Origin of the sequence: Streptomyces sp. NPDC057963, assembly GCF_042887155.1 — a bacterium.
In the GTDB taxonomy this organism is placed as follows: Bacteria; Actinomycetota; Actinomycetes; order Streptomycetales; family Streptomycetaceae; genus Streptomyces.
Genome location: NZ_JBHVPX010000002.1, coordinates 698197 through 722952, shown reverse-complemented (window position 1 = coordinate 722952; position 24756 = coordinate 698197). Strand labels below are relative to the sequence as shown.

At 71.3% G+C, this 24756-nt stretch carries 23 protein-coding genes; 10 read left to right on the top strand and 13 right to left on the bottom strand.

What is annotated here, in order from left to right:
• Positions 1-8 precede the first annotated feature (8 nt).
• Positions 9-1124 (top strand): DUF5937 family protein, encoded by a 1116-nt coding sequence (locus tag ACFVT1_RS07040; protein ID WP_389793371.1) that lies wholly within the window; start codon positions 9-11, stop codon positions 1122-1124.
• Positions 1125-1347: 223 nt separating this feature from the next.
• On the opposite strand, the gene ACFVT1_RS07035 is transcribed toward ACFVT1_RS07040, so the two are convergent.
• Together ACFVT1_RS07035 and ACFVT1_RS07030 are read right to left on the bottom strand one after the other, a co-directional pair.
• Positions 1348-2025: a response regulator gene (locus tag ACFVT1_RS07035; RefSeq protein WP_389793257.1), complete on the bottom strand. Its 678-nt coding sequence runs from the start codon at positions 2023-2025 to the stop codon at positions 1348-1350.
• A 75-nt stretch (positions 2026-2100) separates the two neighbouring features.
• Positions 2101-3303, bottom strand: coding sequence for a sensor histidine kinase (locus tag ACFVT1_RS07030; RefSeq protein WP_389793255.1), 1203 nt, complete (start codon positions 3301-3303; stop codon positions 2101-2103).
• A 96-nt stretch (positions 3304-3399) separates the two neighbouring features.
• On the opposite strand from ACFVT1_RS07030, the gene ACFVT1_RS07025 reads away from it, so the two are divergent.
• Positions 3400-4368, top strand: a complete 969-nt coding sequence (locus ACFVT1_RS07025) for an SAM-dependent methyltransferase (RefSeq protein WP_389793253.1) — start codon at positions 3400-3402, stop codon at positions 4366-4368.
• A gap of 73 nt (positions 4369-4441) precedes the next feature.
• Positions 4442-5584 (top strand): NADH-quinone oxidoreductase subunit D, encoded by a 1143-nt coding sequence (locus tag ACFVT1_RS07020; RefSeq protein WP_389793251.1) that lies wholly within the window; start codon positions 4442-4444, stop codon positions 5582-5584.
• A 49-nt stretch (positions 5585-5633) separates the two neighbouring features.
• Here the strand turns inward: ACFVT1_RS07020 and ACFVT1_RS07015 are convergent, their stop codons facing one another.
• From ACFVT1_RS07015 to ACFVT1_RS07000, 4 genes are all read right to left on the bottom strand, one after another.
• Positions 5634-6644 carry a hypothetical protein gene (locus ACFVT1_RS07015; protein ID WP_389793249.1) on the bottom strand — a complete coding sequence of 337 codons (1011 nt, stop codon included), beginning with the start codon at positions 6642-6644 and terminating at the stop codon, positions 5634-5636.
• A gap of 94 nt (positions 6645-6738) precedes the next feature.
• Entirely contained in the window at positions 6739-7716 is a 978-nt protein-coding gene (locus ACFVT1_RS07010; protein WP_389793247.1) for an ABC transporter substrate-binding protein, read from the bottom strand.
• 148 nt (positions 7717-7864) lie between these two features.
• Positions 7865-8539: an ABC transporter permease gene (locus tag ACFVT1_RS07005; protein WP_389793245.1), complete on the bottom strand. Its 675-nt coding sequence runs from the start codon at positions 8537-8539 to the stop codon at positions 7865-7867.
• Between the two features lie 3 nt (positions 8540-8542).
• Positions 8543-9277, bottom strand: a complete 735-nt coding sequence (locus ACFVT1_RS07000) for an ABC transporter permease (RefSeq protein ID WP_389793243.1) — start codon at positions 9275-9277, stop codon at positions 8543-8545.
• A 129-nt stretch (positions 9278-9406) separates the two neighbouring features.
• On the opposite strand from ACFVT1_RS07000, the gene ACFVT1_RS06995 reads away from it, so the two are divergent.
• Positions 9407-10600, top strand: a complete 1194-nt coding sequence (locus ACFVT1_RS06995) for an ABC transporter ATP-binding protein (protein ID WP_389793241.1) — start codon at positions 9407-9409, stop codon at positions 10598-10600.
• Positions 10601-10670: 70 nt separating this feature from the next.
• Here ACFVT1_RS06995 and ACFVT1_RS06990 read toward each other — a convergent pair whose 3' ends face one another.
• On the bottom strand, positions 10671-11792 hold the full coding sequence (locus tag ACFVT1_RS06990; RefSeq protein WP_389793238.1) for an alpha/beta hydrolase: 1122 nt from the start codon (positions 11790-11792) through the stop codon (positions 10671-10673).
• A gap of 140 nt (positions 11793-11932) precedes the next feature.
• On the opposite strand from ACFVT1_RS06990, the gene ACFVT1_RS06985 reads away from it, so the two are divergent.
• The 6 genes from ACFVT1_RS06985 to ACFVT1_RS06960 all read left to right on the top strand — a co-directional run bounded on the left by ACFVT1_RS06985 (position 11933) and on the right by ACFVT1_RS06960 (position 17049).
• On the top strand, positions 11933-13774 hold the full coding sequence (locus tag ACFVT1_RS06985; protein ID WP_389793237.1) for a phosphatidylglycerol lysyltransferase domain-containing protein: 1842 nt from the start codon (positions 11933-11935) through the stop codon (positions 13772-13774).
• A gap of 93 nt (positions 13775-13867) precedes the next feature.
• Positions 13868-14665 carry a dihydropteroate synthase gene (folP, locus tag ACFVT1_RS06980; RefSeq protein ID WP_389793370.1) on the top strand — a complete coding sequence of 266 codons (798 nt, stop codon included), beginning with the start codon at positions 13868-13870 and terminating at the stop codon, positions 14663-14665.
• Positions 14662-15141: a nuclear transport factor 2 family protein gene (locus tag ACFVT1_RS06975; RefSeq protein WP_389793235.1), complete on the top strand. Its 480-nt coding sequence runs from the start codon at positions 14662-14664 to the stop codon at positions 15139-15141. Before folP ends, ACFVT1_RS06975 begins: the two co-directional genes overlap by 4 nt.
• A 324-nt stretch (positions 15142-15465) precedes the next feature.
• The gene (gene folB / locus ACFVT1_RS06970; RefSeq protein WP_389793233.1) at positions 15466-15825 is read left to right on the top strand and encodes a dihydroneopterin aldolase; all 360 of its coding nucleotides are present in this window, start codon (positions 15466-15468) and stop codon (positions 15823-15825) included.
• Positions 15822-16433: a 2-amino-4-hydroxy-6-hydroxymethyldihydropteridine diphosphokinase gene (folK, locus tag ACFVT1_RS06965; protein WP_389793231.1), complete on the top strand. Its 612-nt coding sequence runs from the start codon at positions 15822-15824 to the stop codon at positions 16431-16433. The genes folB and folK overlap by 4 nt, the downstream gene beginning before the upstream one ends.
• Positions 16434-16566: 133 nt before the next feature.
• Positions 16567-17049 (top strand): DUF3180 domain-containing protein, encoded by a 483-nt coding sequence (locus tag ACFVT1_RS06960; RefSeq protein ID WP_389793229.1) that lies wholly within the window; start codon positions 16567-16569, stop codon positions 17047-17049.
• 40 nt (positions 17050-17089) lie between these two features.
• Here the strand turns inward: ACFVT1_RS06960 and folE are convergent, their stop codons facing one another.
• The 6 genes from folE to dacB form a co-directional block, all read right to left on the bottom strand.
• A complete protein-coding gene (gene folE / locus ACFVT1_RS06955; RefSeq protein WP_362193516.1) occupies positions 17090-17695 on the bottom strand; it encodes a GTP cyclohydrolase I FolE in 606 nt (201 codons plus the stop codon).
• Between the two features lie 155 nt (positions 17696-17850).
• Positions 17851-19884: an ATP-dependent zinc metalloprotease FtsH gene (gene ftsH, locus ACFVT1_RS06950; RefSeq protein ID WP_389793227.1), complete on the bottom strand. Its 2034-nt coding sequence runs from the start codon at positions 19882-19884 to the stop codon at positions 17851-17853.
• Between the two features lie 222 nt (positions 19885-20106).
• Positions 20107-20646: a hypoxanthine phosphoribosyltransferase gene (hpt, locus tag ACFVT1_RS06945; protein WP_072487175.1), complete on the bottom strand. Its 540-nt coding sequence runs from the start codon at positions 20644-20646 to the stop codon at positions 20107-20109.
• Between the two features lie 100 nt (positions 20647-20746).
• Positions 20747-21829, bottom strand: coding sequence for a tRNA lysidine(34) synthetase TilS (tilS, locus tag ACFVT1_RS06940; RefSeq protein ID WP_389793225.1), 1083 nt, complete (start codon positions 21827-21829; stop codon positions 20747-20749).
• Positions 21830-22029: 200 nt separating this feature from the next.
• A complete protein-coding gene (locus ACFVT1_RS06935; protein ID WP_389793223.1) occupies positions 22030-23163 on the bottom strand; it encodes a zinc-dependent metalloprotease in 1134 nt (377 codons plus the stop codon).
• A gap of 49 nt (positions 23164-23212) precedes the next feature.
• Positions 23213-24718 carry a D-alanyl-D-alanine carboxypeptidase/D-alanyl-D-alanine-endopeptidase gene (gene dacB, locus ACFVT1_RS06930; RefSeq protein WP_389793221.1) on the bottom strand — a complete coding sequence of 502 codons (1506 nt, stop codon included), beginning with the start codon at positions 24716-24718 and terminating at the stop codon, positions 23213-23215.
• Positions 24719-24756: the final 38 nt, after the last annotated feature.

The following is a 24756-nucleotide window of genomic DNA, read 5'->3' as shown; positions in this document are numbered from 1 at the left end:
GGGTGAGCGTGCACATCGACATCGCCGGGCTCGCGCCCGAGAGCATCGTCTTCGAGACCTCCCCCCTCGCCGAGCTGGGGCTGGCCCTGCATGCCCTCTCCGAGCCCGGCCACCATCCGGGACTGCACGGCTGGGCGACGGCGACCGCCAGCGCGCTGGAGCCCGACCTCGCCGACCGGCTGCACGAGGCCGAGTTCCTGTGGCGCAACACGTTCTCGGACGTCTTCATGCCGTTCGCCGGGGTCCGTGGCGGCAACGGCAGGACGGGCGCGAACCTCGCCGAGGACCTGGACATCCTCGACCGGCTGGACGACGAGCGGTTCGTCGCCGCCGCCCTGGAGTTCACCTGCTCCAGCCTGTACGGGATCGGCGCGCCCTCCCCGCTCAGCGACGCGCTGATGCGGGCCCGCGCCCTGGAGATGGCGGCGGCACGCGGCCCCCAGCAGGCGGAATTCGCCCAGCAGCTGCTGGCCGACCCCGCGCCCGTACGCCGCTGGATCCGCCGCCTGTTCGAGGACTGCGACCGGGCGTTCTTCGCCGACACCTGGCGCCGGGTGCAGGTCCAGCTGGTCGCCGACGTCCGGCACAAGACCGATCTGCTGCGGCGCAAGGGGCTCGGCGAGGCGATGGGCGCGGTGTCCACGGCGCTGTCGCTCGACGAGACGGGGACCCGGATCAGCGCCGACAAGCTGACCGAGGGCCGGGCCGACGCCACCGTCCCGGCGGTCGGCCGCCCCGGGCTCACCCTCGTCCCGTCCGCCTTCGGCTGGCCGCACCTGAACCTGCTGCACGCGCCCGGCTGGCGCCCGGTGATCCACTACCCGGTGCACCGCCCCGAGCTGCCTTCCCCCGCCTCCGTGGAACTGCTCCAGCTGCGCATGGAGGCGCTGGCCCACCCGATGCGGATGCGCCTGTGCCGCCATCTCGCCCGGTCGCCGTACACGACCGGCGAACTCGCCGATACGTACGGCATCACGGCGCCCGAGGTCTCCCGGCATCTCTCGGCGCTGAAGAAGGCGGGCCTGGTCATCACCCGGCGGCGCGGCCGGTACGTGCAGCACCAGCTGGACCTGACCGCGGTGGCACGGCTCGGCAGCGACTTCCTGGAGGGCATCCTGCGCTGAGCCGCGGCCGCCGCCGCCCCGGCCGCCCACCGACCAAGCCGACCCAGCCGGATCAGCCGGATCAGCCGGATCAGCCGCAGCCGAAGTGCCTGATGCCGGAACACGTACACCGCACCCGGTGCCGCGGCACGCTGCCCACGCCCGCGCCTGTGCCCGCGCTCGCGCCCGCGTACGACCGGGCGGTCGGGGCCGGCCGTCCTGCGGGGCACCTCGGTCCGACGGGTCAGCCCGCCCCGCCGCCACCGGCCCTGACCAGCCCCGTCTCGTAGGCGAGGACGACGACCTGCACCCGGTCGCGCAGGCTCAGCTTGGTGAGGATGCGGCCCACATGCGTCTTCACGGTCGCCTCGGAGAGCACCAGACGTGCCGCGATCTCGCCGTTCGACAGGCCCTGCGCGACCAGCAGCATCACCTCGCGTTCGCGTTCGGTGAGCTTGGCGATGCCCTTGTGCTGCGGTTCGCTGTTGCCGCTCGGCAGCAGCGACGAGAAGCGGTCGAGCAGCCGGCGCGTGGTGGACGGGGCGACGACGGCGTCGCCGCTGTGCACGGAGCGGATGGCGGCGAGCAGTTCCGCGGGCGGCACGTCCTTGAGCATGAAGCCGCTGGCCCCGGCCTTCAGCCCGGAGAAGGCGTACTCGTCGAGGTCGAAGGTGGTCAGGATGAGCACCTTGGGCGCACCCTGCTGCGCGCAGATGCGACGGGTCGCCTCGACACCGTCCAGCCTCGGCATCCGGACGTCCATCAGCACCACGTCGACAGCGGTGGCACGCAGGATTCCGATCGCCTCCGCGCCGTCGCCGGCCTCGGCGACGACCTCCATGTCCGGTTGGGCGGCGAGCACCATCCGGAAGCCGGTGCGCAGCAGCACCTGGTCGTCGACGAGCATCACGCGGATCGCCATGAGGGGTCCTGTCTCCTGTCTGTTCCTACGCCTGTACTGCGTCTCTGTACCGCACCGCGTCCCTGCGACACGTCTCTAGTGGGTCGGCTTGAGCGGCAGCAGCGCGCTGATCCGGAACCCGCCGCCGGGCCGCGGCCCGGCGTCCAGCGTGCCGCCGACCATGCCGACCCGCTCACGCATGCCGATCATTCCGTGGCCCGCGCCGTCGGCGCCACCGTCCTCGTACAGCTCGTGCGCCGCGCCCCGCCCGTCGTCCTCGACCAGCAGCCCGAGCCCGTCGTCGAAGTAGACCAGCCGCACACTGGCCCCGGCGTCCGGGCCGCCGTGCTTGCGGGTGTTGGTCAGGGCCTCCTGCACGATGCGGTAGGCGGTCAGCTCGACCCCGCTGGGCAGCGGCCGGGGTGTGCCCTCGACCTTGAAGTCGACGGCCAGCCCGGTCTGCCTGACCTGCTCGACGAGGTCCTCGATCTGCTCGACGTCGGGCTGCGGAACGTACTCCCCGCTCTCCTGGGCATCGCCGGTCCGCAGCACCCCGAGCAGCCGCCGCATCTCGGCGAGGGCCTGCCTGCCGGTGCCGGAGATGGTCTCCAGGGCCTGCCGGGCCTGGTCGGGGGCCGCGTCCATGACGTACGCCGCGCCGTCGGCCTGTACCACCATCACCGAGACGTTGTGCGCGACGACGTCGTGGAGTTCGCGGGCGATACGGGCGCGCTCGGCGGCCACCGCGACCTTCGACTGCGCCTCGCGCTCCCGCTCCAGCCGGGCGGCGCGCTCCTCCAACTGGCTGAAGTAGGCGCGCCGGGTCCGCATCGAGTCGCCGAGCACCCAGGCGAGCACGAACGGCACGGTCATCACGACACCGACGAAGATCTGCCCGGCCACGCTGCTCTGCGGCACGCTCGACGGCCAGCGCAACTGGGAGATCCCGGCCGCGCACAGGGCGCAGACCAGTGCGAGCCGGGACGCCCAGCGCTCCCCGACGGCGGCCACGGTGAAAACGATCACCAGCATCGCGAAGTCCGCGACGCTGGGCACGACCCCGAACACCAGCTGCGCGACCCCCATCACGACGGTGAGCAGCAGCATCTTCTCCGGCGCGCGTCGGCGCAGCGCGACGGCGGTGCAGAGGCCGAGCGCGATCGGCACGGCGGCCAGCCGTTCGCCGGCGCGGTCCACGTTCGCCACCATGGACAGGCCGAAGAGCCCGAGGAGGAAGACAGCCCAGAAACTGTCGACGCCCGTCGGGTGTCTGCGGATGAAGTCGTAGAGGCGCTGCACGTAACCCAGCGTAGGGAAAGGCGGGAGGTGCCCGGGTCAGCCGAAGGACCGATCCAGCTCCGGGGACCGTACTCCCCAAGGTGGAGACTTGGGAACGTGACGGATGAGTGGCATGGGTGGCAGGAGGCGGCAGAGACCGCTTTGTACGGAGACGGGGGGTTCTACCGGAGCCCGGAAGGGCCGGCGGGCCACTTCCGCACCTCCGTCCACGCATCCCCGCTGTTCGCCTCCGCCGTCGCCCGGCTGCTGGCCGGAACGGCGCGGGAGCTGGGCACCGACTCGGTCGACCTGGTCGACCTCGGGGCGGGGCGGGGCGAACTGCTGACGGGGGTGCTGGCGGCGCTGCCGGCCGTGGGCGCCGGCGGACTCGCCGTACGGGCGTGCGCCGTGGAGCTCGCCGACCGCCCGGACGGTCTGGATCCCCGGATCGAGTGGTGCGCCGAACCGCCGCCGGGGACGCGCGGTCTGCTGTTCGCCAACGAGTGGCTGGACAACGTCCCGACCGAGGTCGCCGAGACCGACGCGGACGGCGTGGACCGGTACGTCCTCGTGCGGGCGGCGGACGGTACGGAACGGCTGGGCGAGCCGGTGGCCGGGGCCGACGCCGAGTGGCTGCGCCGGTGGTGGCCGTCGGCCGGACCGGGCAGCCGCGCGGAGATCGGCCGCCCGCGCGACGATGCCTGGGCACGAGCGGTGTCCACGCTGGACGGGGGGCTCGCGGTGGCGGTGGACTACGCCCATGCGCGGGAGGCGCGGCCCCTCTTCGGCACGCTGACCGGCTTCCGGTCCGGACGCGAGGTGCGGCCGGTGCCGGACGGCAGCTGCGACCTCACCTCGCACGTGGCCCTGGACGCGTGCGCCGCCGCGGCCGGGGCCGGAACGGTGCTGACCCAGCGCGAGGCCCTGCACGCCCTCGGCGTCGACGGCGAGCGCCCGCCCCTGTCCCTGGCCTCGACCGACCCGGCCGGCTACGTACGGGCCCTCGCCGCGGCCGGCGAGGCGGCAGAACTGACGGCCCGGGGCGGCCTGGGCGACTTCGGCTGGCTGATGCACCGCAGGGCCTGAAACCCCGGGCCCGCCGGCGCCCGGGGTCCGGGGCCCGGGACGGAGCCCCGGGCGCTCAGGGAATACTGGCCGTATGACGGAGACGACAGTCGGCATCGGCGGCGCGGCGGAGAGCACCGACATGGTGCTCAACATCGGCCCCCAGCACCCCTCCACCCACGGCGTGCTCCGTCTGCGCATCGTCCTCGACGGCGAACGCGTCCAGCACGCCGAACCGGTCATCGGCTACATGCACCGGGGCGCGGAGAAGCTGTTCGAGGCCCGCGACTACCGGCAGATCGTGATGCTCGCCAACCGCCACGACTGGCTGTCGGCGTTCTCCAACGAGCTGGGCGTCGTGATGGCCGTGGAGCGCATGCTCGGCATGGAGGTCCCGGAGCGCGCGGTCTGGACGCGCACCCTGCTCGCCGAGCTGAACCGGGTCCTGAACCATCTGATGTTCCTCGGCTCGTACCCGCTCGAACTCGGCGGGATCACCCCGGTGTTCTACGCCTTCCGGGAGCGCGAGGAGCTCCAGGCGGTGATGGAGGAGGTCTCGGGCGGCCGGATGCACTACATGTTCAACCGGGTCGGCGGACTCAAGGAGGACCTCCCCGCGGGCTGGCTCGGCCGCGCCCGGGACGCCGTCGCCTCCGTCCGGTCCCGGATGGACGTGTACGACGACCTGGTGCTCGGCAACGAGATCTTCCGGGGCCGTACCCGCGGCGTGGGCGTGCTGTCCGCGCAGACCGTGCACGCGTACGGGGTGTCCGGACCGATCGCCCGCGCCTCGGGGGTGGACTTCGATCTGCGGCGCGACGAGCCGTATCTCGCGTACGGAGAGCTCCAGGACACCCTCAAGGTCGTCACCCGCACCGACGGCGACTGCCTGGCCCGCTTCGAATGCCTGCTGGAGCAGACGCACAACGCCCTGGACCTGGCGGACGCCTGCCTGGACCGGATGGCCGGCCTGGCGCCCGGTCCGATCAACCAGCGGCTGCCCAAGGTGCTGAAGGCGCCCGAGGGCCACACCTACGCCTGGACCGAGAACCCGCTCGGCATCAACGGCTACTACCTGGTGTCCAAGGGCGAGAAGACCCCGTACCGACTGAAGCTCCGCTCCGCGTCGTACAACAACATCCAGGCGCTCACCGAGCTGCTGCCCGGCACGCTGGTCGCCGACATGGTGGCGATCCTGGGATCGCTCTTCTTCGTCGTCGGCGACATCGACAAGTAGCGGCCACTTCGTCGTCGGCGACATCGACAAGTAGCGGCCACCCGCTCCGCTACGAGATCGCGCTGCGCAGCTCCACCACGTCCAGCTGCTCGGTCTCGTCGTGCGCGGTCAGGTCGATGACCTTGCCGACGGCCCGGTTCCCGGCCGTGCCCGTGCGGTGCACGGCCAGCGCCTCCTCGCCCACCACGTCCGCGAGGTCCTCGTTCTGCACGGACTCGATCGCGGCGCGCGCCTTCTGCGTACCGAAGAAGTCGAAGCTGCCCTGCGGCACCGGATGGCGGCGGGACGCCGCGTACGGAGCGACCGGGCTGGCGGCCGGCACGGTGGGCGCCGCGGGCAGCGCCGCGGACGGCCGGGACGCCGGAAGGGCGGCCGTCGGGCGCAGGTGCTGCGCCCCGGCCGCGTCCGCGGCCGCCGCGTGCTTCCCCTGCCGTTCCTCCGCCTCCCGGGCCCGCTCCGCGAGATCCCGCTTCCTGGCCTGTTCGGCGGTACGGCGCGCCTCCTGGAGCGCCCCGTTGCGCGACAGGTCCTCCAGCGCCTGGGCGGCACGCAGATAGGCGGCCGGCGTCGGTGTGCTGCGGGCGGCGGGCAGTTCCCGCGGAGTCGCGGCTTCGAGCGCGAGCTGCCTGCGGCCCTCCAGCGCGCTGGCCCGCTCGGTCTCGGCGTTGGCGTAGCGCCGCAGCAGCGCGGCGTGCTCCCCGCGCAGATTGGCGAGCTCCACGCGCTTGCGGCGCAGCTTCGTCTCCAGCCGGGCCCGCAGCTCCCGCGCCTCCTCCAGGTCGGCCTCCAGTGAGGCCGTGCGCTCCTCGGCCCGCCATTCGTCACCGGCGCGGGCGCGCGTCAGCTCCGCGATACGACGGCCCGCGTCCCGGTCCCAGCTGCGCATGAGATACGCGCCGGTCACGGCGGCGGCCGCCGCGGCAGCCGCGAGACCGCGCAGGACCAGGGGCTCGGCGAGCAGCCAGGCGCCCCCGGCACAGAGGACCGAGACTCCGGCGACGGCCGAAGGCGGAAGGATTCTGTGCAGAGGTGGCGAATGGCGATGACGTCCACGTGGCATGGCCTGAAATTTACCGTGTGTAGGAGGCACTTGGGGAGCCGCCCGCCAATCTGTTCCCGGCCGGTTACCTGGCGGTCCCCCATCCCCCCGATATCTACTTCTTGATGAGGCCCTTCGACTGCAGATAGTCCTTGGCCGCATCGGCGGGCTTTGCGCGCTCGGCGTCGACCTTGCGGTTCAGTTCCGCCAGATCCTCGGTGGTGAGAGCCTTGGTGAGCTTGCCGAGCGCGTCGGCAATGTCCTGGGAACCCGCGTCCTTGGCATTGACGACCGGCAGAACGTTGTCCGCGTTCTGGAGCTTCTTGTCGTCCTCCAGGAACACCAGGCCGTAGCTGTCCAGCACCGCGTCCGTGGTGGTGGTGAGGACCAGTTGGTCCTTGCCGTCCTTGACGGCCTGCTTGGACTGCGGCGTACCGACTCCCTTGGGGTCGATTCCGGTGACATTGATGCCGTACGTCTTCTTCAGGCCCGGCGCACAGAACGGCCGCACCTCGCACTCGTCACCCGCCGCGATCTTCACTCCGGCCTTCGACCTGCCGAGATCCGAAAGCGTCTTGAGCTTGTTCTCGGCGGCGAATTCCTTGGACACCGCGAAGGCGTTCTGGTCGACGGCCGCGCCGGCCGGGAGCACCTTCAGTCCGCGCGGCGTGGCGAGCTTCTCCAGCGCGGCGACCGTGGCGGCGGCGTCACTGGAGGCAACCGGCTTCTTCTCCGCCTGCTTCCCGCCGTTCACCTTGGCGTTGAGGAATTCGGCGATCGTCGCGGCATATTCGGGGACGACATCGATCTCGCCCTTCTCCAAGGACGGTTCGTACAGTTCCCGGTTGGCCACCGTGGTGACCGAGGTGCTGTATCCGGCGTCGCCCAGGACCTGTGCGTACAGCTCCGCGAGCACCTTGGACTCGGTGAAGGACGCCGCGCCGACGACGAGCGAACCCTTCTTCCCGGAGCCGCCGGAGGACGCCGAGCCCCCCTTGTCCTTCTCCAGGCTGTCGCCGCCGCAGGCGGCGAGCGAGCCCGCCAGCGCGACCATGCCGATGACCGCGCCCGCTATGCGCGAGGTCTTGCTCATGAGTTGTCTCCGTCCACAGCAACAGGGGCTGTTCGAAATGGGATCGAGGGGTCGAGAGGGGCCGAGAGAGGCCGAGGGGGCGAGGGACGTGCGCGGACGTGCACCCGACGGGCGGCCGTGCGGCCGTGGCGGACCGTCGTGGCGGCCGTCATGCCGTCCCGCGGCGGCGCAGCGGAGACAGCAGCCGGTCCAGGCCCACCAGCACCGCCTCCACCAGCAGGGCGAGTACGGCGACCAGCAACGCCCCCGCGACCACCTGCGGAGTGTTGTACGTGTTGAAGCCGGCGGTGATGATCCGGCCGAGGCCGCCCTGACCGACCATCGCGGCGATCGTCGCCGTGGCGACCACCTGGACCGCGGCCGAGCGCAGCCCGGTCATGATCATCGGGTAGGCGAGCGGAAGCTCGACCCGTACGAAGAGCTGGCCCCCGGACATCCCCATGCCCCGCGCCGCCTCGGCCACGGCCCGGTCGACCTCCGTCATCCCGACATAGGCGTTGGTGAGCAGCGGCGGCACGGCGAACAGCACCAGCGCGGTGATCGTCGGCACATATCCGGCGTTGCGCAGCGGCGAGACCATGAAGAGGGCGAGCACCGCGAAGACCGGGACCGCCCGCCCCGCATTGGAGATGTTGACGGCCAGCGCACCCCCCTTCCCGATGTGCCCGAGGTACAGGGCGACCGGCAGCGCTACCGCGCAGGCCAGAGCGAGCGCGACGCCGCTGACGTAGAGGTGCTCGGCGAGCCGGTGGGCCGCCCCCGCCTCCCCCGTCCAGTTGGCGCCGTCGGTGAGCCAGGCCCAGGCCTCGCCGAGAACTCCCATGGTTCAGACCGCCTTCGCCGTGGTGCCCGGGGCGGCGTCCGCGGCCGCGCCCTGGCCCGTGTCAGTGGTGCGTATGCGGGTCCAGGGGGTCAGCAGCCGCTGGAGGCCCAGCAGCAGCAGATCGGCGACGACGGCGAGCAGTACGCACAGGACCGAGGCGGTGAGCACCTGGGCCTTGAAGAAGCTGGGCAGGGCGTCCGCTATGAGGTTGCCCAGACCGCCCTGGCCGATGATCGAACCGACCGTCGTCAGCGCGATCGTCGAGACCGTGGCGATCCGCACACCCGCCATCAACGCGGGCATCGCCAGCGGGAGTTCGACCTCCCAGAGCAGCCGGGCCGGCCCGTACCCCATCCCCTTGGCGGCTTCCTTCGCCTCCTGCGGAACGGCTTCGAGGCCCGCCAGGACGTTCCGCACGAGGATGGTCAGCGAATACAGCACCAGGCCGGTGACCACCAGCGCCGCGGAGAGGCCGAACAGCGGCAGCAGCAGCGAGAACATCGCGAGGGACGGCACGGTGTAGAGCACCGTCGTCAGCCCGAGCACCGGTCCGGCGAGGCGGCGGCCCCGGCGGGCGAGCAGCGCCAGCGGAAAGGCCACGGCGAGTCCGATCAGCACCGAGACCGCGGTGATCCAGATGTGCTGGACCGTCGCGTCGGTCAACTCCTGACTCCGGGAACGGAGATACTCCCCGCAGATCCAGTCGTTCGTCACCATGCAGTTCTGTGCGGCAGCCATCCGTCCCCCACCTCCCGATTACCGCTCGTACCGATGTCTGGCGACCCTATCCCCGACCACTGACAATCGCCGAGGCCGTTGTATTCCAGCAACATGTCCTTCACAGAACACGCGCGACAATGGGGAACCATGATCCGTTTCGAGCACGTCACCAAGCGGTACGCGGACGGCACCACCGCCGTCGACGATCTTTCCTTCGAAGTCGCCGAGGGTGAACTGGTCACGCTCGTCGGACCGTCGGGCTGCGGCAAGACGACCACCATGAAGATGGTGAACCGGCTGATCGAACCGACCGAGGGCCGGATATTCCTCGACGGGGACGACATATCCGCCATCGACCCCGTCCAACTGCGCCGCCGCATCGGCTATGTGATCCAGCAGGTGGGCCTCTTCCCGCACCGTACGATCCTGGAGAACACCGCGACCGTCCCCCATCTCCTCGGCTGGAAACGGGGAAAGGGCCGGGAACGCGCGGCAGAACTCCTGGACCTTGTCGGACTCGATCCTTCCGTTTATGGCGACCGCTATCCGGAACAGCTCTCCGGTGGTCAGCGCCAACGCGTGGGCGTGGCAAGGGCGCTGGCCGCCGACCCGCCGGTGCTGCTGATGGACGAGCCTTTCGGCGCGGTCGACCCGGTCGTACGGGAACGGCTGCAGAACGAATTCCTGAAACTCCAGGAACAGGTCCGCAAAACCGTGTTGTTCGTCACGCACGACATCGAGGAAGCGGTCCGGCTCGGTGACCGCATCGCCGTCTACGGGCAGGGTTCGATCGAGCAGTTCGACTCTCCGGCGACCGTGCTCGGCGCGCCCGCCACCCCCTACGTCGCGGACTTCGTGGGCGCCGACCGCGGCCTCAAACGGCTCTCCGTGACCCCCATCGAGGAGGGCGACCTCGACCAGCCCCCGGTCGTCCACCTCGACGACTCCCTGGCGAGGGCGACCGGGCGGCTGCGGGCCGAGGGGGCGCGCTGGGCCGTCGTCCTGGACGGCGAGGACAATCTGCACGGCTGGATCCCGGCCGACGGAGCCGCCGCCGGGACCGGCGCCGGGGACACGGTGCGCGCCCACGCCCGCAGGATGGAGGCGTGGCTGCCCGTCGGCGCCCCGCTCAAGCAGGCGTTCGCCACCATGCTCCAGCACGACGCCGGCTGGATCGCCGTCATCGACAAGGAGAGCACTGGCCGCTTCCTCGGCGTACTCACCCCGGCCCGGCTCCATGAGGCGCTGCGCCGCTCCATCGACGCGGACGCCCAGGACGTCCCACGGGCCGAGGTGGCCGTCGAGACGGTGGACAGCGTCGCCAAGTCCGCCGCGCGGTGAACCGGAGACGGCCCGGTTCCCGGCCCCGGCAGGACCGGGAACCGGGACCGGGACCGCGACCGGGCACGGCTCAGTTCTCGCTGAGGCGGCTGCTCATCCAGTCCAGTGCGGAAGGAATCTCCCGCCGCCAGGTGTTGAAGTTGTGCCCGCCGCTGTCGAGCACGATGGACGAGACCTGGGCGGGCGGCTTCACCTTGTCGATGAACCGCATCGTGGAGCGGTAGTTCCCCTCGCCCTGCTTGGAGGTCGTGACCAGGAAGGACGAATCGCGCCGCGGCAGATTGTCCAGGCTCCACAACAGATTGGAGCGGTCCCGCGCGCTCTGGTCGCCGTGGAAGAGGTCGCCGGTCGTCGGATCCTCGGCCGCCTTGTAGTACGCGGAGAGCCCGGCGCTCGCGATGAACCGGTCCGGGTGGTGGAGCCCGATCTTCAGCGCACAGTAGCCGCCGGTCGAATTGCCCATGATGCCCCAGTTGCGAGCCTGCGCGCCGACCCGGTACATGTCCGAGACCGCCCGCGGCAGGTCATCGGCGAAGAACGTCTCGGTCTGCGGCCCGCCCTTCACGTCCACGCACTCGGTGTCCCGCGGCGGCGCCACCGTCGGCCGCAGCATCACCAGGATCATCGGCTGCGACCGGCCGGCCTTCACCCGGTCGTACGCCGTCCGGGGGTACCGGAGGCCCTTCAGGAGATTCTCCGCGACGCCCGGGTAGCCGGTGAGGACGACCACCGCGGGGAACTTCCGATGCGCGAACGCCGGCTGGAAGTACTCCGGCGGCAGATACACGTACGCCGAGCTCTCTATCTTCGACTGCCGCCCCGAGATCACGACCTTGTCGATCCGGCCGCCCTTCGCCGGCTGCGAACTGCGCACCCCCTCGGGCCGCTGCACCCCGACCCGGACGATGTTCTTGGCGGCCGCCGTCCCGGCCGCGTGGTCCGTGACCACGCCCAGCTCCTGCTTCTGGCCGAACAGGTCGGCCCAGGAACCGTAGAAGAGGAAGGAGTTGTTGGCCACCAGACCGACGGACACGAAGACCGTCAGCTGAGTCGCCAGCAGCAGACCGACCCTGCCGAACACCGCGGACGCGCTGCGCCGGGCCAGCCGCGGCCAGAGCCAGACCGTGGCGGCGAAGAACGCCACGGCCAGTGCGATGGCCAGCGCCAAGAACGTCTTGCTGGTAAGACCCATGGGGGGTGAGCTTTCTTGTCTGGAATTTTCCGGCCGACGGGTGAACCCCCGCCGCGGAAGCCTCGTCCTACAAGTCGCACATCGTCCGAAAGGCCGCCGGCCGAAGGACTCAGGAATCTCTCGCGGAACCACGGGAAGCGATGTCTGTCACGCTAGATGGGGATAAATCGGGATCGGTTCCGAGTCCCGTACGCAAGTTCGTACGCGGACCCCGCGCCGAATCCGTACCGACACTGGTCGGTACCGCCTGCACGGTCGTCGGTCTGATCGATGTGGCCGCGGGTGTCTTCCCGCGCTTCCGGAACAGCCGGATGCACACCCTCGCCGAGGTGCTCCCCGGCGCCTTGGGACCGTTCGCCGCCGCCCTCTCCCTGAGCGCGGGCGTCCTGCTGCTGCTCCTCGCCCACGGCCTCAAGCGGCACAAGCGGCGCGCCTGGCGGGCGGCCGTGGTCCTGCTGCCGGCCGGCGCGCTGGCGCAGTTCGCCTACCGGCACTCGGTCATCGGCACGCTCGTCTCGCTCGCGCTCTGCCTGCTGCTGGTCCGCCACCGCGGTGAATTCGCCGCGCTCCCCGATCCCAGGAGCCGCTGGCGCGCCCTGGCCAACTTCGTGCTCCTCGGCGCGGGGTCGCTGGGGCTGGGCCTGATCATCGTCAGCGTCCACCCCGGCCGCGTCGTCGGGAACCCCAGCATCGTCGACCGCCTCCAGCACGTGCTGTACGGGCTGTTCGGCTTCGAGGGCCCCGTCGAGTACGCCGGAGTCACCTCCTGGACCGTGGCGTACTCGCTCGGCGCCCTCGGTCTGCTGACCGCCGTCACCACCATCTACTTCGCCTTCCGCCCCGAGCACCCGGCCGCCCGCCTCACCGAGGACGACGAGGCCCGGCTGCGCACCCTGCTGGAGAAGCACGGCGGCCGCGACTCGCTCGGCCACTTCGCGCTCCGCCGCGACAAGGCCGTCGTCTTCTCCCCCAGCGGCAAGGCCGCCGTCTGCTACCGCGTCGTGTCGGGGGTGATGCTGGCGAGCGGCGACCCGATCGGGGACGTGGAGGCCTGGCCCGGCGCCATCGAGCGCTTCATGGACGAGGCCAAGGCCCACTCCTGGACCCCCGCCGTGATGGGGTGCAGCGAGACCGGCGGCGAGGTCTGGACCCGCGAGACCGGACTCGACGCACTGGAGCTGGGCGACGAGGCGGTGGTGGATGTCGCGGATTTCTCGCTCGCCGGGCGCGCGATGCGCAACGTACGCCAGATGGTGAAGCGCATTGAACGTCTTGGCTACGAGACCCGGGTCCGGCGCGTCCGCGACATCGGCGAGGCCGAACTGGACCGCATCCGGCTCGCCGCCGACGACTGGCGCGGCACCGACACCGAGCGCGGCTTCTCCATGGCACTCGGCCGGATCGGCGACCCGGCCGACGGGGACTGCGTCGTCGCCACCGCCCACAAGGCCGACGAGCACAGCGCCGACTCCCCGTACGGCGACGTGAAGGCCGTGCTCCACTTCGTCCCGTGGGGCAGCGACGGCATGTCCCTGGACCTGATGCGCCGCGACCGCTCCGCCGACCCCGGCATGAACGAGCTGCTGATCGTCGCCGCCCTCCAGGCGTCCTCCCGGCTCTCCGTCGAGCGCGTGTCGCTGAACTTCGCGATGTTCCGCTCGGCGCTCGCCCGCGGCGAGAAGCTCGGCGCGGGACCGGTGCTGCGGACCTGGCGCGGCCTGCTGATCTTTCTGTCGCGCTGGTTCCAGATCGAGTCGCTGTACAAGTTCAACGCCAAGTTCCGGCCCCGCTGGGAGCCCCGCTTCGTGGTCTACCGCGCCGCCCGCGACCTGCCCCGCATCTCCCTCGCGGCCATGCAGGCGGAGGGCTTCGTGAACCTCGCGCTGCCCCGTCCCCTCGCCCGCAGGTTCCCGCGCCGCAGGCCCCGTCCCTGCGCCCACCCCCCGGCGCCGGGCCAGGAGCACCACGCCCGCGCGGCGTAGCAGCACGCCGTACGGGCCTACGCTGGTCGCATGAGTACGTTGCGTGGACGAGGCACGGTCCAAGGCCTGCCGGAGTGGGACCGCTGCGCGGTCATGGGTGTCGTCAATGTGACCCCGGACTCCTTCTCCGACGGGGGCCGCTGGTTCGACACCACGGCCGCCGTCAAACACGGCCTCGACCTGGTCGCCGAGGGCGCCGACCTGATCGATGTCGGTGGCGAGTCGACCCGCCCCGGCGCCAGCCGGGTGGACGCCTCGGAGGAGCTGCGGCGCGTGGTCCCGGTGGTCAGGGGGCTGGCGTCCGAAGGGGTCGCGGTCTCCGTCGACACCATGCGGGCCCGGGTCGCCGAGGAGTCGGTCGCGGCCGGAGCCGCCTTGGTCAACGACGTGAGCGGCGGCCTCGCCGACCCGGACATGGTCCGCGTCGTCGCGGCGGCCGGCACGCCGTTCGTGGTGATGCACTGGCGCGGCTTCAGCGAGTCCATGAACAGCCGGGCGGTGTACCAGGACGTCGTCGCCGAGGTCGTCGCGGAGCTCCGGGAGCGGATGGACGTCGTGATCGCGGGCGGTGTCGCCCCGGAACGGATCGTGATCGACCCCGGTCTCGGCTTCGCCAAGGACGCCGGCCACGACCTCGCCCTGGTCGCCCACCTCGACGAGCTGCGTGTCCTGGGCCGCCCGCTGCTGGTCGCCGCCTCCCGCAAGCGCTTCCTCGGCCATGTGCTGGCCGGCGAGGGCGCCGCGCCCCCACCCGCCCGCGAACGCGACGCCGCCACCGCGGCGGTCTCCGCGCTCTCCGCCCACGCCGGCGCCTGGGCCGTACGGGTCCACGAGGTCCGGGCCACGGCCGACGCCGTGCGGGTCGCGCGCGCCGTCGAGGGAGCCGCGTGAGCGGGCGCGACGAGCACGCGGAGGCGGCCGCCGACATCGCGGCCGTCGAACAGGCCAACACCGCCTTCTACGAGGCGATGGAGCGGGGCGACTTCGAGGAGCTCTCCGGGCTCTGGCTGCCCGGCGAGGACCTCACCGTCTCCTGCGTCCACCCCGGCTGGCCGGTGCTGACCGGGCGCGGCGAGGTGCTGCGGAGTTACGCCCTGATCATGGCGAACACCGAGTACATCCAGTTCTTCCTGACCGATGTCGGAGTCGCGATGACCGGCGACACCGCCCTGGTGACCTGCACCGAGAACATCCTCAGCGGCGGCCCCGCGGAGGACGGCAACGCACTCGGGCCGCTGGTCGGCCAACTCGTCGTGGCCACCAATGTGTTCCGGCGCACCACGGACGGCTGGAAGCTCTGGTCCCACCACGGCTCGCCCGTCCTCACCGAGACCGACGACGAGGACGACGAAGAGACCCCCTCCTGACCCCCTCCTGGTTCTCCCCCGGCCGCCTCCTCGCTTCTCACCCAGCCCCCTTCGGGCTCTCCCCCGGCCCCCTCCCGGCTTCTCCCCGCCCCTCTCCCGGCTCTCTCCCCGCTCCCTCCGGCTCCCCCTGACCGAAGCGTCCGGCCGTCAGGGGGATTGGGATCCGGTTACGCGGGTAAAAGCGGCTACCAGTCCCGAGAGGCCCTGTCCATAGCCCCCGCGGGCGGGCACTGTCGGTGCTCGCAGGTAGATTCGAGAGAGAGCACCCGGCCGTCCGCACGCGGCCCCGTGTCTCTCCGCCCAACGACAGCAGGAGTGATTCGCGTGGATCGTGTCGCGCTGCGCGGCCTCAAGGCCCGTGGACACCATGGCGTCTTCCCCCGGGAACGGGAAGAGGGGCAGACGTTCATCGTGGACCTGGTGCTCGGCCTCGACACCCGCCCCGCGGCGGCCGCCGACGACCTGACGAAGACCGTGCACTACGGCGTCGTCGCCGAGGAGGTCGTCGAGGTGGTGCAGGGGGAACCGGTCGATCTGATCGAAACGCTCGCGGAGCGCATCGCCCAGAAGTGCCTCAAGCACGAAGGAGTCGAGGAGGTGGAGGTCGTGCTGCACAAGCCGGACGCGCCGATCACGGTCCCCTTCGACGATGTGACCATCACCATCACCCGGAGCCGAGTATGAGTGCATTTTCCAGTGAGGGGCAGAGCGACCCGACCGTACAGCCGGTGCCCGCCTCCGTGGTCGAGCAGGTGGACGCCGCGGACATCACCCTCTCCAACCCCAAACGCGCCGTGATCTCCCTGGGCTCCAATCTCGGCAACCGCCTGGAGACCCTCCAGGGCGCCATAGACGCCCTGGAGGACACGCCCGGCCTGCGGGTCAAAGCGGTCTCCCCGGTGTACGAGACGGAGCCCTGGGGCGTCGCCCCCGGCTCCCAGCCCTCGTATTTCAACGCGGTGATCGTGGTGAAGACGACGCTCCCCCCGTCCTCGCTCCTGGAGCGCGGCCAGGCCGTCGAAGAGGCCTTCGACCGGGTCCGCGACGAGCGCTGGGGCCCGCGCACCATCGACGTCGACATCGTGACGTACGCGGATGTCGTCTCCGACGACCCGGTGCTCACCCTCCCCCACCCCCGGGCCCACGAGCGGGCCTTCGTCCTCGCCCCGTGGCACGACGTCGACCCCGAGGCCCAGCTGCCCGGCGCCGGCTCCGTCACGGACCTGCTGGCCGGCGTCGGCCGGGAGGGCGTGCTGCCCCGGGCCGATCTGGAACTCCGGCTGCCCGAGTAGTCGTTAGGCTCAAGGGCGACGGACCGGTGGCACCGCGGGTGAAAGCCACCACGGACGGGTGGCACCACGGGCCACTGACGGCACGGACCACTGACTGCACGGACACACCGGCGGGCGAAGGGCGGATCACTCGGTGAAGCAACTACGGCTCGGGGTACTGATCGGCCTCTTCGCCGCGGCCGGGGTGCTCTCCTGGGGCGCGGCCCGCCTCTGGGACTCCCTGGGCAGCCTGCCGAGCGTTCCCCTCGCCGCGCCGATCGTGCTCGCGGTGATCGCCGCCGTCCTGCTCGCGACGGCCCTCTCCATCCGTTCCCGGCTGCGCGCCCAACGCGAGCGCCGGCCGGGGGCCAAGGGCGTCGAGCCCCTGATGGCCGCCCGAGCCGTCGTCTTCGGCCAGGCCAGCGCGCTGGTCGTCTCCCTGGTCTCCGGCATGTACGGCGGCATCGGTGTCTTCCTGCTCGGCTCCCTCGACATCCCGGCCCGCCGCGACCAGGCGATCTACGCGGGCTTCGCGGTTCTCGCCGGCATCGCGGTGGTCGCCGCGGCCCTCTGGCTGGAACGCATCTGCAAGCTCCCGGACGACGAGGACAACGACAAGAGCTCGGCTGCCGCGTAGCGCGGCCGCCGAGCCCTCCTCCCCCCGCTGCTGCGGAGCTTCAGCGCGCCATGATCATGCTCATGGCCTCGGCGCGCGTCGCCGAGGCACGCAGCTGCCCGCGCACCGCTGAGGTCAGCGTCTTCGCCCCGGGCTTGCGGATCCCGCGCATCGACATGCACATGTGCTCGCACTCGACGACGACGATGACCCCGCGCGGCTCCAGGATCTCCATGAGGGAATCGGCGATCTGCGTGGTGAGCCGCTCCTGGACCTGCGGGCGCCGGGCGAAGACATCGACGAGCCGGGCCAGCTTCGACAGGCCGGTGATCTTGCCCGTGGTCGCCGGGATGTACCCGACATGCGCGACGCCCCTGAACGGCACCAGGTGGTGCTCACAGGTGCTGAACACCTCGATGTCCTTGACCAGCACCATCTCGTCGTGGCCGAGGTCGAACGTGGTCGTCAGAACGTCCTCGGGCTCCTGGTAGAGGCCCGCGAATATCTCCTTGTACGCCCTTGCCACCCGCCCCGGCGTCTCGCGCAGTCCCTCGCGGTCCGGGTCCTCGCCCACGGCGAGAAGGAGTTCGCGTACGGCGGCCTCGGCCCGCTTCTCGTCGAACTCGCCGATCGAACCCTGGCCGTCCAACGTCACCGGGTCGGTCATCTGTGCCTCGTTCCCTTGAGCTGTCACCCGCGCACACTTCCGCACGGGCGTACGAAAAAGCCGCGCCCCCACAGGCTAGAACCTGCGGAGGCGCGGCATCCATTCCGGACCCGGTACGACTCCCGTGACAGGGGCCACACCGGGCGGCGCGAGACTCAGCTCTCGGGACGGTCCTCCGGGAGCGCCTCGGTGGCCGGGACGGTGTCCGTGGGAACGGCCGAGCCGTTCGCCGCGGCGGCGGCGCCGTTGGTGAGGGCGAGCTCCTTCGGCGAGAGCACCGGCGGCCGCGTCGACGGGGTGCGTCGGGCGGAACCGGTCCATGCCGGACGGGACGGGCGCTTCACGATCGGGGCGAAGATCTCCGCGATCTCCTCCTTGCCGAGCGTCTCCTTCTCCAGGAGCTGGAGAACGAGGGCGTCCAGCACGTCGCGGTTCTCGACGAGGATCTCCCACGCGTCGTTGTGCGCGGTCTCGATGAGCTTCTTGACCTCTTCGTCGACGAGCGCCGCGACCTCTTCCGAGTAGTCGCGCTGGTGCCCCATCTCGCGGCCCACGAACGGCTCGGTGTTGTCGCCGCCGAACTTGATCGCGCCGAGCCGCTCCGTCATGCCGTACTGCGTGACCATCGCGCGGGCCGTTGCGGTGGCCTTCTCGATGTCGTTCGCCGCACCGGTGGTCGGGTCGTGGAAGACCAGCTCCTCGGCCGCGCGCCCGCCCAGCATGTAGGCCAGCTGGTCGAGCATCTCGTTGCGCGTCGTGGAGTACTTGTCCTCCTCCGGGAGCACCATCGTGTAACCGAGGGCGCGACCGCGGGAGAGGATCGTGATCTTGTGAACCGGGTCCGACTGGGGGGAAGCCGCCGCGACCAGGGCGTGTCCGCCCTCGTGGTACGCGGTGATCTTCTTCTCCTTCTCGGACATGATCCGGGTCCGCTTCTGCGGGCCCGCCACGACGCGGTCGATGGCCTCGTCGAGCATCTTGTTGTCGATCAGCTTCAGATTGCCGCGCGCCGTGAGGAGCGCCGCTTCGTTCAGCACGTTCGACAGGTCGGCACCGGTGAAGCCGGGCGTACGACGGGCGACGGCGCCGAGGTCGACGTCCTTCTCGACCGGCTTGCCCTTCTGGTGCACCTTGAGGATTTCGAGACGGCCCTGCATGTCCGGCCGGTCGACCGCGATCTGCCGGTCGAAACGGCCCGGACGCAGCAGCGCCGGGTCGAGGATGTCCGGCCGGTTCGTGGCGGCGATCAGGATGACGCCGCCCTTCACGTCGAAGCCGTCCATCTCGACGAGCAGCTGGTTCAGCGTCTGCTCGCGCTCGTCGTGACCGCCGCCCATGCCGGCGCCGCGGTGCCGTCCGACGGCGTCGATCTCGTCGACGAAGACGATCGCCGGGGCGTTCGCCTTGGCCTGCTCGAAGAGGTCGCGGACACGGCTGGCACCGACACCGACGAACATCTCGACGAAGTCGGAGCCGGAGATCGAGTAGAACGGGACGCCCGCCTCGCCCGCGACGGCGCGTGCGAGGAGCGTCTTGCCCGTACCGGGAGGCCCGTACAGCAGGACGCCCTTGGGGATCTTGGCGCCGACGGCCTGGAACTTCGCCGGCTCCTGGAGGAACTCCTTGATCTCCTGGAGCTCCTCGACGGCCTCGTCCGACCCCGCCACATCGGCGAACGTCGTCTTCGGGGTGTCCTTGGTGATCAGCTTGGCCTTGGACTTCCCGAACTGCATGACCCGGGAGCCGCCGCCCTGCATCTGGTTCATCAGGAACAGGAAGACGACCACGATCAGGACGAAGGGCAGCAGCGAAAGGAGGATCGAGATGAACGGGGACTGCTTCGAGGGCGAGACGGTGTAGCCCTTGTCGATCTTGCCGCTCTCGAACTTCTGCTGCAGCGTGTCGGCCAGCTGGACACCCTGGTCGCCGATGTAGCTCGCCTGGAACTTGCTGCCGGACTCGCCCGAGAGCTTCTGGCCCTTCTTCAACTCGATCTTGATGATCTGTTCGTCACCGGTGGTCAGCTTGGCCTGCGCCACCTGGTCCTTGCTGATCGCCTGGATCACCTTGCCGGTGTCCACCGATTCGTAGCCGCCCGACGAGCCGACGACCTGCATCAACACGACCACGGCGAGGACGGCCAGCACGATCCACATGACCGGCCCACGGAAGTATCGCTTCACGTCCATCCATACGGGGCGATGACGCCCCGTCCCTCCTGCCCGTAGGTAAATGCTGCTGTGAGAAAAGACTGTTCTTCGGACGGTACCCCAGCATTGTCACCCGCGACCGCCGGGGACGTCTGTCAAAACCTGCCTTCGAAGGCTCAACGGCGGGAATCCCGTGAAAGGTTCCCCGCCGCCCGTCCCGGTCGGGCCGGCCGCCCCGGGCTCCGGAGGTGCCGGAGGCGGTCAGCCGCCGTAGACGTGCGGAGCGAGCGTGCCGACGAAGGGGAGGTTGCGGTACTTCTCCGCGTAGTCCAGCCCGTATCCGACGACGAACTCGTTGGGGATGTCGAATCCGACCCACTTGCAGTCGAGCGCGACCTTCGCCGCGTCCGGCTTGCGCAGCAGGGTGCAGATCTCCAGGGACGCGGGCTCGCGCGAGCCGAGGTTCGACATCAGCCAGGACAGGGTCAGGCCCGAGTCGATGATGTCCTCGACGATCAGGACGTGCTTGCCCTTGATGTCGGTGTCCAGGTCCTTGAGGATCCGGACGACTCCGGAGGACTGGGTGCCCGCGCCGTACGACGAGACGGCCATCCAGTCCATGGTGACGGGGGTGGACAGCGCGCGCGCCAGGTCCGCCATCACCATGACCGCGCCCTTGAGGACGCCGACGATGAGCAGGTCCTTGCCCGCGTACTCCGCGTCGATCTTCGCGGCCAGCTCGACGAGCTTCGCGTCGATCTCTTCCTTGGTGAGGAGCACCGACTGAAGGTCGGTGCCCATGTCCTTCTCGTTCACCCGCGTCTCTTTCTCTGCCTGCCCGGTCCGGGGTGGTGCCCCGTACCTGCGCGGCCGCTCGCCTGCATTGTCAGCCGCTCGTGCTTCAGCTCTGCCGAATCACCAGTCTGCCACCCTGCCGCCTGGCTTCGACCCGGCCGGGCAGGTTGATGGCCCGCTGGCCGCGCCAGCCGGTGATCAGACGGTCGACTTCCTCGATGTGCCGGGCGAAGAGGGAACCGGCCGGGGAGCCCGCCTCCATGGCGGCCCGGCGCAGTACCCGGCGGCGCACGGCGGGCGGCAGCGCGTACAGCTTGGCGCACTCCAGCCGGCCCGCGTCGTCCCGTACGGCGCGGTCGGCCTCGGCGGCCCAGGTGTCCAGGGCGTCGGCGTCGTCGCGGGAGAGCTGCGCCGTGCGGGCCAGGGCCTCGACGACCCCCTTGCCCAGCGCCTTCTCCAGGGCGGGCAGGCCCTCGTGGCGCAGTCGGGAGCGGGTGTAGGCGGGGTCGGTGTTGTGCGGGTCGTCCCAGACGGGCAGCGACTGGACGAGGCATGCCTTGCGGGCGGTCTGCCGGTCGAGCTGGAGGAAGGGCCTGCGGTAGCGGCCGGCCGGCCCCGACGCGGCGGCCATGCCGGAGAGCGAGCGGATGCCGGAGCCGCGGGCCAGGCCCAGCAGCACCGTTTCCGCCTGGTCGTCACGGGTGTGGCCGAGCAGGACGGCGGCGGCGCCGTGCCGCTCGGCGGCCGCGTCGAGGGCGGCGTAGCGGGCGTCGCGGGCCGCGGCCTCGGGGCCGCCCTCCTGGCCGACCCGCACGGCGACGGACTCGACCGGGTCGAGGTGCATGTCGGTGAGGCGGTCGACGACCTCGGCGGCCCGGGTGTCGGAGCCGTCCTGGAGGCCGTGGTCGACGGTGATGCCGCCGGCCCGGACGTCGAGTTTGCGGGCTTCGAAGGCGAGGGCGGAGGCGAGTGCCATGGAATCGGCGCCGCCGGAGCATGCCACCAGCACCAGCGGGGTATCGGGGCGTTCGGGGAGCGCGGCGCGCTGCCTGCCCGCACCGGCTTCGGCGAACTGGGGGTGCGGGGTGCGCCGGGTGTGGTCGGCGCTCCGGGTGTGTTCGGTGAGTACGTCGTGGAGTACGCGGCGGACCGCCAGGCGTATCGCCGCGACCGCAGGATGGGGACCCATGTCCGGTGCCCTTCGTGAAGTTTCGGGGAGGTGCCTCGGAGTGCCGGGACGGAAAAAATGCCGTCACTCAGAGTGCGTCGATGGTGACAGAGGCAAGCCGTCCATCGAGCATTGCACGCCTTCCCATGCCCCTACGGTCCCTCGGATGGGTGATTACCGGCGCGTTCTCGTCCTGTCGTACGCCGTCCGGCCCGCCGTGATCATGACTCTGCCTTACGGTGCACCCTCGCGATCCAGTCCGCCGGCTTCGCGATCTCCGCCTTGGTGGGGAGGGTGTTCGGCGAGGTCCAGACCCGGTTGAAGCCGTCCATGCCGACCTCGTCGACCACGGCGCGGACGAACCGTTCGCCGTCCCGGTACTGGCGCAGTTTGGCATCGAGCCCGAGGAGCTTGCGCAGCGCCTGGTCGAGGCGGCTCGCACCGCGCGCCCTGCGCTGCTGGAACTTCTCCCGGATCTCGCCGACGGAGGAGACGACCTCCGGGCCGACGCCGTCCATCACGTAGTCGGCGTGCCCTTCGAGCAGGGACATCACGGCGGTGAGCCGGCCGAGGATCTCGCGCTGGGCGGGGGTCTGGACGAGTTCGACCAGGCTTCGGCCGCCGTCCTCGCCGTCCTCGCCCTCGGGGCGGCCGCCGGCCAGGGACTGCGCCGCCTCGCGGAGCCGCTCCAGCACGGTCACCGGGTCGACGTCGGTCTCTTCCAGAAATGACTGGATCTCGCCCTGAAGATGGTCCCGGAGCCAGGGCACTCCGGTGAACTGGGTGCGGTGGGTCTCTTCGTGCAGGGCGACCCAGAGCCGGAAGTCGTGCGGGTCGACGTCCAGTTCGCGCTCGACGTGGACGATGTTCGGCGCCACGAGCAGCAGCCTGCCGCCGCCGTCGGCCGAGGCCGGGAGTTCACGGGTGGCCGGGGCGAACGTCTCGTACTGGCCGAGGACCCGGGAGGCGAGGAACGACAGCAGCATCCCCACCTCGACCCCGGTCACCTTGCCGCCGACCGCGCCGAGCACGGCGCCGCCGGGGCCGTTCCCGCGCCGGTCCTGCATCTTCCCCAGCAGGGGGCGCAGCAGTTCGCGGAAGCCCGCGACGTTGGCCCTGATCCAGCCCGCCCGGTCCACGATCAGGACCGGGGTGTCCTCCGGATCGGCCCCGTCGGGGATCATCCGGGTGAAGGAACGGACGTGCTCCTCCGCGGCCTTGGCATGCCGGCGCAGCTCCGCGACGACTTCGCGGGCCTCCTCCCGGCTGATCTCGGGCCCCGGCCGCACAAGTCGGGTCGCGGTCGCCACCGCGAGATTCCAGTCGACCATCTCGGCACCACCGATGCTCGTCATGCGTCAACCGTACGTGCTCGGGTCCGTCCGCGGTGAGGTGTCGACCGGCTCATCGGGCACCGGCGGCGAGGCCGGTGGCGAGGGCGTCGAGGGAGGACTGGGCCTCGGACGGGGAGGTCGTGCCGGATGCCAGGAAGGCGAAGGCGAGCAGCCGGCCCTGCCGGTCGACGACCGTACCGGCGAGGGAGTTCACCCCGGTGAGGGTGCCGGTCTTGGCGCGGATCAGGCCGGTGCCCGCGGACTTCTCGGTGTAACGGCCGCTGAGGGTGCCGCTGAATCCGGCCACCGGAAGGCCGGTGAGGACGGGGCGCAGTTCGGGGTGGTCCGGGTCGGCGGCGCGGGCGAGGAGGCCGGCCAGCAGTCCGGCGGTGACCTTGTCCTTGCGGTTCAGCCCGCTGCCGTCGGCGAAGTCCGCGCCCTTCAGTGGCAGGTGGAGCTTCCTGAGCTGTGCGGTGACGGCCCGTCGGCCGCCCGCGAAGTCGGCCGGTTCGCCCGCGGCCAGGGCGGTCTGGCGGGCGAGCGCCTCGGCGATGTCGTTGTCGCTGTTAGTCAGGGCCCGCTCGACCAGGGCGGAGAGCGGGACGGACAGGTGCCTGGCGACCGGCCGGGACCCGCCGGCCGGCCGGCCGCGCACCGGGTCCGGCCCGGTGGCGATCCCGGCGTCGTCGAGCAGTGCGGCGAAGGTCCGGGCGGTGTCGCCGGCCGGGTCGTCGCTGCGCGGGGCGGGTCCGCTGTCGGTGCTGTCGAGCCTGCCCTCGTCGGTCATCAGGGCGCTGACGGGCGCGATGTTCTCGTTGGGGCCGATCGGGTGCTGTGCGGGGCCGGAGTAGCGGGAGGTGTCGTACGCGAGGCGGACCTTCTTCGCTCCCCGGCCCTTCAGGGCGCGGGCGGTGTCGGCGGCCAGTGCGCGCAGGGCGGCCTTGTCGAGGGTGGGGTCGCCGCCGCCGACCAGGGTGACGCTGCGGGAGTCGGGGGACGCCTGGACCGTCGTGGCGATGCGGTGGCCGGGGCCGAGCGCGCTCAGGGCGGCGACCGAGGTGGCGATCTTGACGGTGGAGGCGGGCGTCATGGGCGTGTCGGAACCCTGGCCGTACAGCCGCTCACCGGTGGCGGCGTCGATGACGACGGCGGTCCGCACGGTGCCCAGGGCGGGGGCCTTCAGCAGCGGGCCGAGGGTGGTGCGGAGGTCGGCCGCCGCGCCGTCCGGGTTGCCGCGGGCGTCCGGGGCGGCGTTGTCGACCGCGGCGGAGAGGGGGGCCAGGACGGGCGGGGCGCTGGGCGCGGGTTCCGGCCCGGACGGCGTGCCGGATCCGTGATCTGCGCCACCTGTACGGTTGCGGGCGGCGGCCCAGTCCTGCTCGGCCTTACGCTGACCCGAGTCCCAGGGGCCGGCGGCAAGGACGACGCCGGCCGCGAGCACCAGGCCCAGGCCTGCGGAGACAGCCGCGAACTGCCGGTCGCTCAGCCCCCTCGACCTGATCACGCCGCCCGGCCGGGTGAGCCTGCTCAGCTTGTCCAGCGGGTTGACCGACGGTCTTTTCACCGGCTCGTCCACCGTTGACCAGCCCCTTTCGCGAGCACACATCTGCGTGG